Source organism: Brevibacillus sp. SAFN-007a, from assembly GCF_051967035.1.
Taxonomy (GTDB): domain Bacteria; phylum Bacillota; class Bacilli; order Brevibacillales; family Brevibacillaceae; genus Brevibacillus.
This window is the reverse complement of record NZ_JBQCKK010000004.1, coordinates 218,618-234,736: the sequence shown is the minus strand read 5'-3', so window position 1 is coordinate 234,736 and position 16,119 is coordinate 218,618. Positions and strand designations below refer to the sequence as shown.

The following is a 16,119-nucleotide window of genomic DNA, read 5'->3' as shown; positions in this document are numbered from 1 at the left end:
CGCCATAGCCGGACCTGCTCTTTTGCTTGGCAAATCCCGACTGCCCCCGTATAATATACAATGATAATCATTCTCATGTGATGGGTGAGGGTATGGACACGAACGGTACGAATGGACAGCTGTACCCATCGGCGATTTATGTGCTGACGGGCATGGAACGGGGAGTTCTCGCATCGCATACGTGCCAGGACAGCCGCGAATCGCATGACTTTACCATGATCGTGACAATCGATGGACGCGGGGGCTTGCAGGTCGATTCCTCCCGCTTTTGCCTGGGAAAAGAAAGCTGCTGGATCGTCGAGCCGGGGCGGCATGCGTACATATGCGCGGCGGAGCGGGAGCTTGAATACTATCGCTTGACTTTCCGGAGGGTGCCGCTGCACCCGCAACAGGAGGAAGCGACGCAGAGCTTTTGGACAGGAGAGATGGTTTGCACGCCATTTTCCCGATTGGTGGAGAGCATCGAGGAAATCTATGCCCGCCGCGACGAGACAGATCCGCTTGAGCGCTATGCCAATCACATCCGCTTCGAGACGATGCTGGGCGACCTGCTCCGGCAAAATGCGGCGGGGAGGTCGGCAGAGGACCCGCTGCGTGCCGTGGAGCGCTCGATTGCGTACGTCCAGCAGCATTACCAAAAGCCGCTGACAGTCGAGCAGCTGGCGCAGGAGGCAGCCGTTCCGCGCTGGCGCTATACGCAGTTGTTCAAGGAGTTGACCGGACAGATTCCGCTCGACTACATCAACGGCTTGCGCATCAAGCGGGCCAAGCAGCTGTTGCTGCTGACGGGCGACCGGGTGCATGAAATCGCGCAAAATGTCGGGTTTACCAGCGAATATTATTTCAACCGTCGCTTCAAGCAAATGGTCGGGGTTGCACCAGGGAAGTACCGCAATGTTCACCGGGACGATTTGCGCGTCGTTTCCCTGTTCATGGAAGACTACCTGTACTCCCTGGGAATTACGCCGATTGTGCAATGGGCGCATTCCTACTGGGGCAAACAGGATTACCTCGGCTTGCAGGACGTTCCGACCTTTGACGTGCTTAGGGATGAGGTGCAGACGTTGTCCAAAAGCAACCCGGACCTCATCATGCTGCGCTCCTGCACGGGCTGGGAATCGGCCCACTACGAGCAATGCGCAAAAATCGCGCGGACGTGCCTCGTGCGGCAGCTTGGCCCTGACTGGCGCACGACTATGCGCATTTTGGGCGATTGGCTCCATCGGCGCGATCGAGCCGACCGGGCGATCGCGCAGTACGACCGCAAGGCGGTAGCTGCCAAAAGCAAGCTGTCCCGCCGGATGAAGGGACAGACGGCTATGTTTTTGCGCATCTTGCCTGACAAGATTATCGTGGAGAAAACGTACACGGCTCCCGTGATGTTCGAGGATGTGGGCTTGCAGCCGCATCCGCTGGTTCAAGCGCTTTCCACCTCCGAGGCGCGGGCAGGGAAGCCGTGGGAGTGGCTCGCTCTGCTTGATCCCGACCATGTTTTCTACGCGTTTGACAAATGGCACGAAAAAGACAAAGGCGCGGAACAGCGGCTGATCCAGCACCCTGTCTGGCAGTAAGTTGCGGGCCGTTCGCAACCAGTGTGCGTACGAGGTCGATTTTATCACCTGGATGAATCACGGGATCATTGCCAACGGGAAAAAGATCGACGATATTCTCAGGGTGCTGGCGTAGGGAGCCGCGGAAAGTTTCCCGCTTGTACCAAACAGCTCCCTTTTGTCCATTGACACCCTTTTCGTCCATCGCCTAAAATCCAACTATGATAATAAGAATCAATTTCAGATTTTGGGAGAGGGAAGGAGACAGCGTCGTTTTCGTGAATGTACATCATGAATGGAAAAGGTGGCTAGTATGGGTCAACAGGTACACTCTTTGAAACAAGGAGCCAAATCGAAAGCGGAACAGTTTCGTTCGCGTCCGTGGGCGGCAACGCTGATTCTGACGGGCGGCGTTTTGGCCTTGCTCTTCGGCATGTTTCTGTCCGTGTCATTCGGGGCAGCCGACATCCGGTTTTCTGTCGTATGGGACGCCATTTTTCATTTTAATCCGGATATCACGCAACATCAGATTATTCAGGAGATACGCCTTCCCCGCTTGCTGGGAGGAGCGATGGTCGGAGCCAGCTTTGCGGTTGCAGGCGCGATCATGCAGGGGATGACGCGCAATCCGCTCGCAGACTCCGGCTTGCTCGGACTGAATGCGGGGGCGGGCTTCGTGATTGCGCTTTGCTTTGCGTTTTTTCCGGGAATGCCGTTCATGTATTTGATCCTGTACGGCTTCTTGGGGGCAGGCGTAGGAGCAGCCTTGGTTTACGGGATTGGCTCAATGGCCAAAGGCGGGCTGACCCCTGTGCGACTCGTACTGGCCGGGGCGGCGCTCAGTGCGCTTTTGTCCGCGCTGAGCGAAGGAATCGCGCTGTACTTCAAAATCGGACAAGACCTCGCTTTCTGGTACGCAGGGGGAGTAGCCGGAACGAAATGGTTCCAGCTGAAAGTGATGTTCCCCTGGATTGCGGCGGCCATCCTGGGGGCGATTGCTTTGTCGCGTTCGATTACCATGCTCAGTCTGGGCGAGGAGATCGCCAAAGGACTGGGGCAGCGGACAGCGCTCGTCAAGCTGGCGGGCACCGTCATCGTGCTGATTTTGGCAGGCTCGGCCGTTGCGGTCGTAGGCGCGGTTGGCTTTGTCGGCCTGATTATTCCGCACGTAACCCGCTATCTCGTCGGGGTCGACTATCGCTGGGTCATTCCATGCTCGGCCGTTTTGGGCAGCTTGCTTGTCGTGTTTGCCGACCTGGCCGCGCGAATGGTGAATCCGCCGTACGAAACACCTCTGGGAGCACTTATTGCGCTGATTGGCGTTCCGTTCTTCCTTTACCTCGCACGTAAAGAAAGAAGGGAGATGTAAAGATGCAACCAGCTACGGCTTATCTGGATGCCCGCAAGCGCAGCAAGGGCATTCTTGTCATGACAATTCTTACTGTACTCATCCTGCTTGCTTTCATCGTCAGCATGAACACGGGATACATCCGGTTGTCGCCGATGGATTTGCTCAAGACCTTGTTCGGGCAGGGCACCGAGAAGCAGAACCTGATTTTGTTTGACTTCCGCTTGCCGCGCATTGTCATTTCGCTGTTGATCGGCGCAGGTCTGGCGGTTTCCGGCTGCATCATTCAAGGGATCTCCCGCAACGCCCTGGCGGACCCGGGAATCTTGGGGATCAACTCCGGCGCGGGCTTGATGGTCATGCTGTTCATTTCCTTCTATCCGTCGACGGCTGCCGCGCCCGTCTTTTTGCTGCCGGTGCTGGCTTTGGTTGGCGCGAGCCTGACTGCGGCCTTGATTTTCGTTCTTTCCTATCAACGCCACAAAGGCGTGTTGCCGATTCGTATTTTGCTGACCGGGATTGCCGTCGCTGCGGGGATGAGCGCGGCGATGATCGTGCTGACGCTCAAGCTGAGCCCGGACAAATATCAGTTCGTGGCGACATGGCTTGCCGGAAGCATTTGGGGAACGAACTGGAAATTCGTCCTGTCGCTCTTGCCGTGGATTGTCGTCCTCTTGCCTTTCGTCTTTTACAAGGCGCGGGTGATGAACATTCTCAATCTGGGAGAGGAGCTGTCGATTGGGCTTGGCGCTCCGGTGGCGAAAGAGCAGCTTAAACTGTTGGGCGCCTCGGTCGGACTGGCTGCCTCGTGCGTGGCGGTCAGCGGCGGGATCGGCTTTGTCGGTCTGATTGGGCCGCACCTGGCCCGCAGGCTTGTCGGGCCGAAGCACGAGATGCTTTTGCCCACCTCTGCCTTGACAGGCGCGCTCCTGGTCATCGTCGCCGACACGATCGGACGCTGGATTTTGCAGCCGTCCGAGATTCCCACGGGCATCGTGGTCGCTGTGATCGGGGCTCCGTACTTCTTGTACTTGCTGGCCCGTTCCAAGGCGTAGAGACAAAAGGGCGCGACGTCGCTGCGGAGGTGCCAGGGTCCTGCCCTCGTACACCGGGCGCAAGCGACCTCCCGCCCAAACGAACAAACATGTACGAATCGCGAAGCAGCGAGCGTATCTTCCGAACCAGGTGTTCCGGGAGAGGCGCTCGCCTTTTTCTTGTATGCAGACAAAAACGACGCCGGGCAGGCTCGCCACATATCCGGCTACCCGGCTACGACAAGCTTGTCGGCCCGCCATGCTTCGCCTGTTCTCTGCAAAGAACACGCCCGTCTATCCGTTCGCGGTTGGTAAGGCGGCGTTTGGTTGTATAATAGTGGTAACAGACATGGGATTTCGACAGCTTGGCTATTCGGAAGGAGACAGGAGCGTACAATCGTTCAGGGACGGGACAGGAAGGAGTGGTGAGCGTGATCGAACGACTGGACCATCTGGTTTTGACTGTCCATGATCTGGAAGCAGCCTGCCAGTTTTACGAGCGCGCGCTGGGCATGCAGGTTGTGACTGTTGAAAACGGCGGGCGAGCCTTGCAGGTTGGGCAGCAACAAATCAGGCTTCATCTGGCAGAACGCGGAGCGGAGCCGAAAGCCCGGTTTTCGCAGCCAGGCGTTGCCGCTTTATGCCTGATTGCCGCCGTTCCGCTGGAACAAGTGATGGAAAACGTAACCGCATGCGGAGTGGAGATAGAGGAGGGACCGGTATATCGGTCCGGGGCTACGGGACCGATCCGTTCCATCTATGTGCGCGATCCCGCCCAAAACCTCATTGAAGTGGCGGAAATGGCGGAATCGGTTCCAGCGCAAGCGACCGATCCGGTGCCGGTGGATGCGGTTGTGAAGGAGATTTCCCAGGTGCTGAAGCAGCGCGAGCCAGGCCTGATCGGCGAGGGGCAGGAGGGCGTATTTGGCATCTTGCTCCCTTTGGTGAAAATGGACGACGGCAAGCTGGGAGTCTTGTTTGAAAAGCGGGCCAGCACCATGCGCAGGCAGGCCAACGAAATCTGTTTTCCGGGCGGACGGGCGGAGGAGGGCGACGAATCGAAGTGGGCGACGGCGCGGCGGGAGACGAGCGAGGAACTGGGCGTGCCGCTTCAGAACATTCACTACGTCGGGGAGCTGGATCGGTTGATCGGGCCGGGCCATGCCGCCGTTTATCCGTTTGTGGGCTACGTGGAGGGGATCGCGGATATGAAGCCGAACCCCGAGGAGGTCGGCGAGGTGTTTGTCATCCCGCTTGAGAAACTGGCTGCCGCAGAGCCTAGCCGGTATACTTCCTCGCTGGTCACTCAGCCGGAGAAGGACTTTCCGTATCACCTGATTCCCGGCGGCAAACGGTATCCGTGGCGCACGGGCACGGTCGAGCATCTGTTTTACGAGCTGGACGGACGCGTCATCTGGGGATTGACAGCGCGCGTGCTGGCGCATTTTCTGGAATTGCTTTCACGCGAGAGCCGGACGCGCCGATAAAAAAAGAAACAGACAAAGGGAGTGGAGGAAGCATGTGGAAAGCGAATCGGATTACCTCACGCCTGTCTATCCAATGGCCGATTATTCAGGCGCCCATGGCGGGCGGGGCTACGACACCGGAACTGGTGGCAGCCGTCTCGGAAGCAGGAGGGCTGGGCACGCTTGGAGCGGCCTACATGAGTCCCCGGCACATCCGGGATGCGATCCGCGCCATTCGCGAGCGGACCGAGAAGCCTTTTGGCGTCAATCTGTTCATCCCGGAAGACTTCGACGAGGGCCAGCCGATTGCTGCGAATGTGACTGCGGCGCTCCGTGCGGTTCGCCGCGAGCTGGACATTCCGGAAGATCCCCCGATCACGAGCTTTACGGAAAATTTTGCCGAGCAGTTGGCCGTCGTACTGGAAGAGGCGCCTGCGGTGTTCAGTTTTACGTTTGGCATGCTCGATCCTCGCTCGCTCCAGGCGCTGAAGCAAAAAGGGGTAACGGTCATCGGGACGGCTACGACGGTGCGGGAGGCGGTGGCCCTCGAAGCTTGCGGAGTGGACATGATTGTGGCCCAGGGCAGTGAAGCGGGCGGGCATCGCGGCTCGTTTTTGCCGGACGCTCCCAGCAATCTGATCGGCACGATGGCTTTGGTGCCGCAGATCGTGGATCGGGTAAGCATCCCCGTGATTGCGGCCGGCGGGATGATGGATGGACGAGGCATCGCTGCTGCTTTCGCGCTGGGAGCCGAAGCGGCACAGTTGGGGACGGCGTTTTTGACGTGTCCGGAAAGCGGAGCACATCCCCTGCACAAGCAAGCCATTCGGGAAACGAGCGACGAGAACATCGTGTTGACGCGCGCGTTTTCCGGAAAATGGGCGAGAGGAATCCAGAACGACTTCATCCGAAAAATGACGCCGCTGGAGCACGAACTGCCGACCTATCCGGTGCTGAATGCCCTGACCAAGGACATTCGCGCGGCCTCCGGCAAACAGCAGCAAAGCGGGTACATGTCGCTGTGGGCCGGACAAGCTGCGCCACTTGGCAGAGAGCTGGGGGCGGGCGAGCTTGTTATGCAGTTGGTGGAGGAAACCAAGCGGGTATGTGGCAGCTTGGGGTAGGGATTCGGCAACGGCAGACGACGGCCGTGCCATAACGGAGGAATCGCCATGAACCAAAGGTACGCCCTCAAAGGGAAAATCATCGCGGAGGGGCAAGCAATCGAAGACGGGCTGGTTGTCGTGGCGGGCGGAACGATTGCGTATGCCGGGGAAGCAGCGGGCTACGCCGAGCCGTGGCCGACAGAGGTGGTGACAGCGGAGACAGGCTGGATTTGCCCCGGCTTCGTCGATATGCACATACACGGGATTGATGGACACGATACGATGGACGGCACGCCTGAATCGCTGCGGGCGATTTCCGCAGCGCTGGCGCGGTACGGGGTGACCGCGTTTGTGGCGACGACGATGACAGCGTCCTACGAGGAATTGGAGCCTGTGCTGGAAAACATCGCACAGGTCAGCCAGCAGGGGCTTCCGGGGGCACAGCTCATCGGCATTCACCTGGAAGGACCGTGGATCAACCCGCGCTACAAAGGGGCCCAAAAGGAAGAAAACATCGCCCTGCCCAAGCTGGAAGCCGTGCAGCGGCTGTACGGCCTGTCCCGAGGTCTGCTGAAAGTCGTGACGATCGCGCCGGAGCAGCCGGAGGCGCTCGAAGCGATTGCCTGGCTGAAGGAACAGGGCGTGATCGTTTCGGCAGGGCATACCGGAGCGACGTTTGCCCAGGCGGCGGAAGCAGTCGAAGCGGGCGTGCGCCATTTCACGCACTGCTTCAACGCGATGACCGGGCTGCATCAGCGAGAGCCGGGGGGCGTCGGGGCCGCGATGTATTATGAGCAAGTGAGCACGGAGCTGATTGCAGACGGCATTCACGTTCATCCGGCGGTGATGAACATTTTGTACCGGGTGAAAACGGCAAGACGGCTTGCCTTGGTCAGCGACTCCATGCGGGCAGCGGCGCTTTGCGAGGGCACTTACGATCTCGGCGGGCAGGAGGTGCACGTCCGTGACAATCAGGCCAAACTGGCCGACGGGACGCTTGCGGGAAGCGTCCTGACACTGAACAGGGCGGTCGGCAACATGGTAGCGCTCAGCGGGGTTCCGCTGCCGGAAGCGGTCGAGATGGCATCCCGTACGCCTGCCTCCATTCTCGGTTATGGCGAGCGGAAAGGGCGTCTGGCTGTTGGCTACGATGCTGACATGGCCGTGCTGGACGAGAATTTTGACGTGACGATGACGTTTGTTGCAGGGAAGAAGGTGTACGTTCGCCCTGATAGCGCGAGGGGATGAAACGAATGAAAAGGTATCTACTTATGATTCATTTTGGTTGTCATTGATGTTCGCTTGGCTTGTATGTTCCATTGTGTGGACTGCCGCTTTGAAGTAGGGATGATTTTTCGTTGAGCGAATGGTTGCCCAGCAGCGAAACGGCGACAAAACACGACGCTGGCAAGAGAGATAGGGGAGGTAGCACGTTGTGAAGATCGCAGTAGTAGGCAGCATCAATATGGATCTCGTCACCCACGTCCACCATTTGCCCAGGCCGGGCGAAACCGTTTCCAGTCATGACTTTCGTCGGATTCCAGGCGGCAAAGGAGCCAATCAGGCAGTTGCCGCCGCGCGTCTGGGCGCACGCGTATCCATGATCGGGATGGTGGGCGAGGACGAGAACGGCAGCGTGATGCTGAAAAGCCTGACGGAGGCGCGCGTTCATGTGGAAGGAATTACGCGGGCGGGGACGACAGGCATGGCCTTCATCCAGGTGAGCGAGGACGGGGAAAACAACATCGTGCTCGTGCCGGGAGCCAATGCGCACGTGAGCGTGACGCATATCGAGCAGAACTTGTCCATTCTCCGGGAGAGCGACGTCGTGCTGTTGCAGCTGGAGATTCCGCTTGCCGCCGTGGAATACGTCGCGAAAAAGGCGTCCGGTATGGGCAAGCTCGTCATTTTGAATCCGGCTCCGGCGCAGGCGCTGTCGCCCGAGCTGTTGCAGCACGTCCACACCTTGACGCCAAACGAGACGGAGCTTGCCAGCTTGAGCGGCATGCCGACGGCTACGCTTGCGGAAGTTGAGGCGGCGGCGAAAAAGCTGTTGGCAAGCGGACCGAAGCGGGTGATCGTGACGCTGGGCGCGCAAGGCGCGTTGCTGGTGACGGCAGCCGGGGCGACGCACATCCCGGCCTGCCGGGTAGAGCCTGTGGACACGACGGCGGCGGGCGATGCCTTTACCGCTGCTTTTGCCGTCGGGATCGCCAAGGGGATGGCCGAAGCGGAAGCGGCTTCATTCGCCAGCAGAGTGGCGGCGATCGTCGTGACCAGACGCGGGGCGCAGCCGTCCCTCCCGACGCTTGCGGAAGTAGAGGCGCATCCGTTTTGAGCGATTGGAATTCAGTGAGCAAAGGAAAAAGGAAGAAGCAAACGGTTTGGGAAGGAATGCTCCCAAGACTCGTTTGCTTTTTTTGAGCCTATTCCCACCAAAATCCAAAGAAACCCTCTTGAAAGTCAAAGAAGGTCAAATTATAATAAAGTCATCAAAGGTCAGGAAAGGTCAAACGACACTGAACCTTTCAGGAATCAAACGTGCACGTTCACATTCCAAAACAACTCGATTTTGGAGGTAGGAAACTATGCAATGTGAAGTCTGCAAACAACGACAAGCAACCGTTTCCGTTCATATACAAGTGCAAAACAATCGTCAAGCCTATCAGCTGTGCAAGGAATGCCATGCCAAGCTGGGAAACAAAATGGGAATCGGCATGGGCATCGGTTTCAGTCCGTTTTCCTCCTTCTCCGCGCTGGATGAGTTTCTGCAAGGGTTCGCCCAGGCGCAGGCGAAGGGCGGCAAGACCAGAGGCCAGGAGCAACCGCAAGCTCCGGACCGCGGCGGCATTCTCGATGAGCTGGGCCGCAATCTGAACGATGCGGCGCGCGCCGGGCTGATCGATCCGGTAATCGGACGCGACCAGGAAATCGAGCGCGTGATCGAGATTTTGAACCGCCGCAACAAAAACAATCCGGTTCTCATCGGGGAACCGGGGGTAGGGAAGACGGCGATTGCGGAAGGACTGGCACTGCGCATTACCGAAGGCCAAGTGCCTGCCAAGCTGAAAAACAAGCAGGTGTACGTGCTGGACGTCGCTTCGCTGGTAGCGGGCACAGGAATTCGCGGACAGTTCGAGGAAAAGATGAAGCAAGTCATTGCGGAACTGCAAGCGCGCAAAAATGTCATTTTGTTCGTCGATGAAATTCACCTCTTGGTAGGCGCCGGCTCTGCGGAAGGCTCCATGGACGCAGGCAACATCCTCAAGCCTGCTCTGGCGCGCGGCGAGCTGCAACTGATCGGGGCCACTACGTTGAAAGAGTACCGCATCATCGAAAAAGACGCTGCCCTGGAGCGCCGCTTGCAGCCTGTGATGGTCAAAGAACCGACCGTGGAAGCGGCGATTGAGATTTTGCGGGGGCTGCGTCCGAAGTACGAAGCGTTCCATCAGGTGTCCTACTCCGACGACGTGATCCGGGCTTGCGTGGAATACGCGCACCGCTACATTCAGGACCGTTTCCTGCCTGACAAGGCGATCGACCTGATGGATGAAGCAGGCTCGCGCTTGAATCTGCGCTCTGCCGGGGCAGACACCGACCAGCTGCATGAGCGCTTGGCGCAAATCGGCCAGGAGAAAAAAGCGGCCACCGAGCAAGAAAACTACGAGCAAGCAGCCCGCCTGCGCGACGAGGAGGCAGCCATTCTCGCCAAGCTGGATCAGCAGGATCAAGCGGCGAACCGCGTACAGGTAGAAGTAGCGGATATCCAGGAGTTGATTGAGCAAAAGACAGGCATTCCGGTGCGCAAGCTGCAAAGCGACGAGCAAGAGCGCATGAAAAATCTGGAGGCTCGTCTGGAAGCCAAAGTGATCGGCCAGTCCGAGGCCGTCACGCAAGTCGCCAAGGCGATTCGCCGCAGCCGCGCCGGACTCAAGCCGAAAAACAGACCGATTGCTTCCTTCCTGTTCGTCGGGCCGACTGGCGTAGGGAAAACCGAGCTGTCCAAGGCGCTCGCCGAGGAATTGTTCGGCACGCGCGACTCGATGATTCGCCTCGACATGAGCGAGTACATGGAGAAGCATTCCGTCTCCAAGCTGATCGGTTCGCCGCCGGGATATGTGGGCCACGAGGAAGCAGGGCAACTGACCGAGCGCGTGCGCCGCAACCCGTACAGCATTATCCTGCTGGATGAGATCGAAAAGGCACACCCTGACGTCATGCACATGTTCCTGCAAATTTTGGAGGACGGCCGTTTGACAGACAGCCAGGGCCGCACCGTGAACTTCAAGGAAACCGTCATTATCGCGACGAGCAACGCAGGCGTAACCGAGCGCAAAATCTCCGTCGGCTTCGGAGCAGAGTCGCCTAAGCCCGGAACCGCGCTCGATTCGCTGGGCGCGTACTTCAAGCCGGAATTTTTGAACCGCTTCGACTCGATCATTTCCTTTGCGCATCTGGAAAAACAGGATTTGATCCACATTGTTGAGCTGTTGCTGCAGGATGTCGCGGCGAATCTGAAAGAGCAAGGCAGGGAGCTTGCCGTCACAGACGCTGCCAAGGAAAAGCTGGCGGAGCTGGGCTACAACCCTGCATTCGGGGCGCGTCCGCTGCGTCGTGTGATTCAGCAGTACGTAGAGGACGGCATCGCCGATCTGGTGATGGAGGAAGCCGATGTCCGCTCGATCGTAGTCGATGTCGAGGAAGACAGCATTCGCGTGAAAAAAGCATAAAGACCCGCCAGACGGCAGGTCCCGAAACGAGAAGAACCCCCTTTTGCCGGGGGTTCTTTTTTGCTTGCGCACGATTTACTCATGTCCCGCTTGCTTGTTTACCGGATGCAGCAGTTGCCGTTTGGTCCGTACTTTTCGCACCAGGAGCCCGATCAGCAGAATCGGGATCATCAGCAGAAAGACATACAGGGAGACATGGCCGACCATGTTTTCTGCCATCCGCCCATAAAAATAAAACAGAAAGCCGATGACGTAAAATTTGACAGCTCTTCCGATGGCCGCGTAGCCAATCAGCTTCCAGAGCGGGTAGTTCAGACAGCCGGACAAGATCGTAAACACTTTGAACGGGATCGGCGTAAACGAGCCGACAAAAATGGCGACTTCGCCACGCTTTTGAAACAGGGCCGTCGCAGAATCAATCCATTCTGGTTTGAGCAGTTTGTACAGGACAGATTGGCCAAGCAGCTTGCCGAGATAGTAACCGACAGGTGTTCCAAGCAAACAGGCGATATATCCTGCCGTAGCAATCCATAAAGCGGAGGATGGATCGATCAGGCTTACTGATACCTGCAGAAAGAACACGGGAATGGGGAAGATGATGGCGTCTGCAAAAGAATGGATGACGACTCCCCAAATGCCGTATTCCATCAAAAAATCTAAAACGTTCTGAATCATTTTATTCTCCTTTGTCCATCTCTCAAAATCGGCCTGCTGCGGCGGGAAAAAAGGGAGTAGCGTCATGGTCTGAACCGCCAATCAAGCTTGCGCCGGATGTTTGTCTTTTTCCATTATAACCGCATCGCATGCCATACCGCCAACAACGGATTGATTCCTTTTTCAACCGTTTCTTCCCGGACGGCGTGCAGCGTTCTTGCCAAGCAGATGGGCAAAGCCTTTCATTAATATAGACGTCACAAATAGATAGACGTCACGCTGGCATCGTGTGTCGCTTCGGCTGCCCGGCCGCCGTTCGTCCTCTCCGGGAGGCCCTCTGGAAAAAAATCAGGGACATGGGAGTGAACCTGTTTACAAAAACCGGGTAACACGATATAGTTACCTAGATTGCTATGAGTATAATGACATATGGTGAGATGACGGAATGAAAACGATTATTCATCTGGATTCAATTGAGAAAAGCTTTCACGGTTCGATCGTCGTCCCCTCTCTTTCTCTCTCCATTGCAGAAGGGGAGTTTTTGACGTTGCTCGGCCCGAGCGGCTGTGGCAAGACCACGCTTTTGCGAATGATTGCCGGATTTGAGGAGCCGACCTCCGGGGAGATTTTCCTCGACGAGAAGCCGCTTGCCCATGTCCCTCCTTACCAACGCGATATGAACATGGTGTTCCAGCAATACGCCCTGTTTCCGCACATGACGGTGGAACAAAACATTTTGTTCGGATTGAAAATGAAAAAGGTCAGTGCGAGCGAGCAAAAGAAGCGCCTGGAGGAAGTATTGCAGTACGTGCAGCTGACCGAGCTGAGAAAGCGCACGCCGAAGCAGCTCTCTGGCGGACAGCAGCAGCGGGTGGCAATCGCACGGGCGATCATCAACAATCCGCGCGTTTTGCTATTGGACGAGCCGCTTGGCGCCCTGGACTACCAGTTGCGCAAAAGCTTGCAGCTGGAGCTGAAAAACCTGCAAAAAAATCTCGGAATCACCTTCATCTACGTGACTCATGACCAGGAAGAAGCGATGGCGATGTCCGACCGGATCGCGGTCATGAACAAAGGACGAATCGAGCAGATTGCTTCCCCGGCTGAGATTTACAACCATCCGCAAACGCTGTTTGTCGCTACGTTTATCGGCGAGAACAACATTTTCAGCGCGAACGGCACGCATACAGCGGTCCGTCCGGAGAAAATCAAGTTGTACCAGCCGCAGACGGAGCCTGAGAAGCACAGGAAGCAGGGGACGATTACCGATGCGGTATTCCTCGGCAACCTGCGCAAGATCTTTATCCGCCTGGACGGCCAGGACATGACGGTCATGGCGCATCAGTATGCGGGCGATGGTCTGGACTGGAAGGTGGGAGAGCGGGTAGCGATTGGGTGGGCGCAGACGGACGAGGTGATCCTGACTTGCTGAACAAAAAGCCGGTAAAACTGCTCGCGGCCCCCGCCCTGTTGTGGATGGGTGTGCTTTTCGTCCTGCCCATGCTCCTGATTTTGCTGTTGTCGTTTTTAAAAAGAGGCACATACGGGCAAGTTGTCTACGAGTTTACGTTGGACAATTACCTTCGCATCTGGGACCCGCTGTACGGGTATATTTTCGCAGACACGCTGGCGGTTGCTATTCTGACGACGTTTTTGTCGCTTCTCTGCGGCTATCCGCTCGCGTACTACATCTCTCGTCTGGAAAAATCTTCGCAGCAAATCTGGCTGCTTTTGGTGATGATTCCGTTCTGGATCAACTTCCTCGTCCGGTCTTACGCCTGGGTCATCATCCTGCGCTCGCAAGGCGTCGTCAATACGATCTTGCAGTCGCTGGGGCTGATTACGGAACCGTTGCCGCTGTTGTACAACTCCGGCTCGGTGCTGCTCGGCATGGTGTACACGCTGCTGCCGTTCATGGTGCTGCCGATTTACGTGTCGCTGGAGCAGATGGATCGCCGCAAGCTGGAAGCCGCTTACGACCTCGGGGCCACTCCGTGGAAAGCGTTCTGGCATGTAACTCTGCCGATGACCAAGACCGGCGTCGTCACGGGCTCGATTCTCGTGTTCGTCTCTTCCATCGGGATGTTCGTCGTTCCGGACGTGATGGGCGGAGCGAAGTCGGCCCTGATCGGAAACGTCATCCAGAACCAGTTCCTCTCGGCGCGCGACTGGCCGTTTGGCTCGGCCTTGTCCATCGTACTCATGCTGTTGTCGATGCTTCTCATTCTTCTCTACTTCCGCGCAGTCAAAGCGGGCGAAGCGAAGGAGGGAGCCGCATGAAAACCGGGCGAAAACATATGCTGACCGCCTATTCGTGGCTGATGCTCGTCTTTTTGTACGTGCCGATTGCGATTCTCGTGCTGTACTCGTTCAATGATTCGCGCATCAATGCGACGTGGAACGGGTTCACCTGGAAGTGGTACGTATCGCTGTTTGACAATCGACAGGTGATGCAGGCCTTGATGAACAGCCTGTCCATCGGCGTTATCAGCAGCGTGCTGGCGACCGTTCTCGGCACGGCCGCTTCGCTTGCGATCAAGCATTATTCCTTGCGCTGGCGCAGCATCGTCAACGGGCTGATTTACTTGCCGATCGTCATTCCCGAGATCATGATGGGACTGGCTCTGCTGGTTTTGTTCAGCCAGGCGCACATCGAGCTGGGCAAATGGACCCTGATTATGGCGCACGTGACGTTCTCCATGCCGTACGTGATGGTCATCATCTCCGCTCGCCTCGCCGATATGGGCAAGGAGTTGGAGGAGGCCGCACAAGATTTGGGCGCGACCCCGTGGAAGACGCTGCGCCATGTGACGCTGCCCTTGATTATGCCTGGCATCGTCGCCGGATTTTTGATGTCGTTTACGCTATCGCTGGATGATTTCATTATTTCGTTCTTCGTGGCTGGTCCGAATTCGACCACGTTGCCGCTTTACATTTACGGTTTGGTGAAACGAGGCGTATCGCCGGAAGTCAATGCGCTTTCGACGCTGTTGATCGTCAGCACCGTGCTTTTGGTCATCATCGCCGAACTGTTCCGCCGCAAGGATTCCAAAAACGGTCAAATTCCTTTTGGAGGTTGAGAAGAAAAAATGAAACGTTTCAAGTCCATGATGATCGGCGCCCTGACCGCCGTACTTGCCTTGACAGCTGTCGGCTGCTCATCGTCCGAGCAAGAACAGCAAGTATTGAACATCTACTCCTGGGCCGACAACTTCGACCTCGACGTCATCAAAGATTTTGAGCAGAAGTACAACGTCAAGGTCAACTACGACATCTACGGCAGCAACGAGGAGATGCTGGCGAAAATCCAGGCGGGCGCATCGGGCTACGACCTGATCCAGCCGTCCGATTACATGGTCGCGACGATGATTCAGCTCGGCCTCTTGGAAGAGTTGAACAAAGAAAACATCCCGAACATGAAAAACATCGTGTCCACGTTCAAGACGCCTCCTTTTGACAAGGAGAACAAATACTCGCTCGTCTACACGTGGGGCATTACCGGGATTGCCTACAACAAAAAATACGTCAAGGAAACCCCGACAAGCTGGAGCGATCTGTGGAACGAAGCGTACAAAGGCCGCGTCATCATGCTGAACGACCCGCGCGAAGTCATGGGGATGGCCCTGATTAAAAACGGCTTTTCCAACAGCACGACCAACAAGGACGAGCTGGAAAAAGCGTTTGCTGATCTGAAAAAGGTGCTGCCGGGCGTCATGGCATTTGATACGGACAACATCAAGCAAAAAATGATTGCGGAGGAAGCGTGGATCGGGACCGTCTGGTCGGGGGATGCTGCGATCATCAACGGGCAAAACCCGGATGTGGAGTACGTCATTCCCAAAGAGGGCGCGACGATCTGGGCGGACACGCTGGCGATTCCAAAAGGAGCCAAGCACAAAGACTTGGCCGAGAAGTTCATCAACTACCTCCTGGAGCCGGAAGTCAGCGTGAAAAACTACGAATCGATCGGCTACAGCAACCCGAACGAGCAGGCATACCCGCTGCACAGCGAGGAATATCGTTCCAACAAGATGATCTTCCTGGACAAAGCGGACATCGCGCGCGCCGAGTGGCTGGTCGATGTCGGCGATGCGTTGCAGGAATACGACCGCTACTGGACAGAGATCAAGAGCGGCAGGTAACCATGAAGACCGAGGCCGGGAGAAATCCCGTCTCGGTTTTTCTTTTGGCCCATGCTGTTTCAACAAATCGTCACAGCAGATAGCCCGAT

General features: G+C 57.0%; 13 protein-coding genes. 12 read left to right on the top strand and 1 reads right to left on the bottom strand.

All coding sequences use genetic code 11. The features are described from left to right. Positions 1-92 precede the first annotated feature (92 nt). The 8 genes from ACTHO6_RS07805 (at position 93) to ACTHO6_RS07770 (ending at position 11,234) form a co-directional block, all read left to right on the top strand. Positions 93-1,571, top strand: a complete 1,479-nt coding sequence (locus ACTHO6_RS07805) for a helix-turn-helix domain-containing protein (protein WP_440240975.1) — start codon at positions 93-95, stop codon at positions 1,569-1,571. Between the two features lie 292 nt (positions 1,572-1,863). After that, on the top strand, positions 1,864-2,919 hold the full coding sequence (locus tag ACTHO6_RS07800) for a FecCD family ABC transporter permease (protein ID WP_440240974.1): 1,056 nt from the start codon (positions 1,864-1,866) through the stop codon (positions 2,917-2,919). Positions 2,920-2,921: 2 nt separating this feature from the next. After that, a complete protein-coding gene (locus ACTHO6_RS07795; protein ID WP_440240973.1) occupies positions 2,922-3,953 on the top strand; it encodes a FecCD family ABC transporter permease in 1,032 nt (343 codons plus the stop codon). Between the two features lie 344 nt (positions 3,954-4,297). Next, on the top strand, positions 4,298-5,419 hold the full coding sequence (locus ACTHO6_RS07790) for an NUDIX domain-containing protein (protein WP_440240972.1): 1,122 nt from the start codon (positions 4,298-4,300) through the stop codon (positions 5,417-5,419). A gap of 32 nt (positions 5,420-5,451) precedes the next feature. Then, positions 5,452-6,522, top strand: a complete 1,071-nt coding sequence (locus ACTHO6_RS07785) for an NAD(P)H-dependent flavin oxidoreductase (RefSeq protein ID WP_440240971.1) — start codon at positions 5,452-5,454, stop codon at positions 6,520-6,522. 48 nt (positions 6,523-6,570) lie between these two features. Further along, on the top strand, positions 6,571-7,752 hold the full coding sequence (gene nagA / locus ACTHO6_RS07780) for an N-acetylglucosamine-6-phosphate deacetylase (protein WP_440240970.1): 1,182 nt from the start codon (positions 6,571-6,573) through the stop codon (positions 7,750-7,752). A 187-nt stretch (positions 7,753-7,939) separates the two neighbouring features. Further along, complete coding sequence (gene rbsK / locus ACTHO6_RS07775) at positions 7,940-8,842, top strand: ribokinase (protein WP_440240969.1); 903 nt, start codon at positions 7,940-7,942, stop codon at positions 8,840-8,842. 250 nt (positions 8,843-9,092) lie between these two features. Then, a complete protein-coding gene (locus ACTHO6_RS07770) occupies positions 9,093-11,234 on the top strand; it encodes an AAA family ATPase (protein ID WP_440240968.1) in 2,142 nt (713 codons plus the stop codon). Positions 11,235-11,309: 75 nt separating this feature from the next. Here the strand turns inward: ACTHO6_RS07770 and ACTHO6_RS07765 are convergent, their stop codons facing one another. Further along, positions 11,310-11,909, bottom strand: coding sequence for a YqaA family protein (locus ACTHO6_RS07765; protein WP_440240967.1), 600 nt, complete (start codon positions 11,907-11,909; stop codon positions 11,310-11,312). Between the two features lie 424 nt (positions 11,910-12,333). Here ACTHO6_RS07765 and ACTHO6_RS07760 point away from each other — a divergent pair, with 424 nt between their 5' ends. The 4 genes from ACTHO6_RS07760 to ACTHO6_RS07745 are packed head-to-tail and all read left to right on the top strand — an operon-like array spanning position 12,334 to position 16,030. After that, positions 12,334-13,320, top strand: a complete 987-nt coding sequence (locus ACTHO6_RS07760) for an ABC transporter ATP-binding protein (protein WP_440240966.1) — start codon at positions 12,334-12,336, stop codon at positions 13,318-13,320. A 44-nt stretch (positions 13,321-13,364) separates the two neighbouring features. Next, a complete protein-coding gene (locus tag ACTHO6_RS07755) occupies positions 13,365-14,168 on the top strand; it encodes an ABC transporter permease (RefSeq protein ID WP_440241002.1) in 804 nt (267 codons plus the stop codon). Beyond that, on the top strand, positions 14,165-14,968 hold the full coding sequence (locus ACTHO6_RS07750) for an ABC transporter permease (protein WP_440240964.1): 804 nt from the start codon (positions 14,165-14,167) through the stop codon (positions 14,966-14,968). Before ACTHO6_RS07755 ends, ACTHO6_RS07750 begins: the two co-directional genes overlap by 4 nt. A 9-nt stretch (positions 14,969-14,977) precedes the next feature. Further along, a complete protein-coding gene (locus ACTHO6_RS07745; protein WP_440240962.1) occupies positions 14,978-16,030 on the top strand; it encodes an ABC transporter substrate-binding protein in 1,053 nt (350 codons plus the stop codon). Positions 16,031-16,119 lie beyond the last annotated feature (89 nt).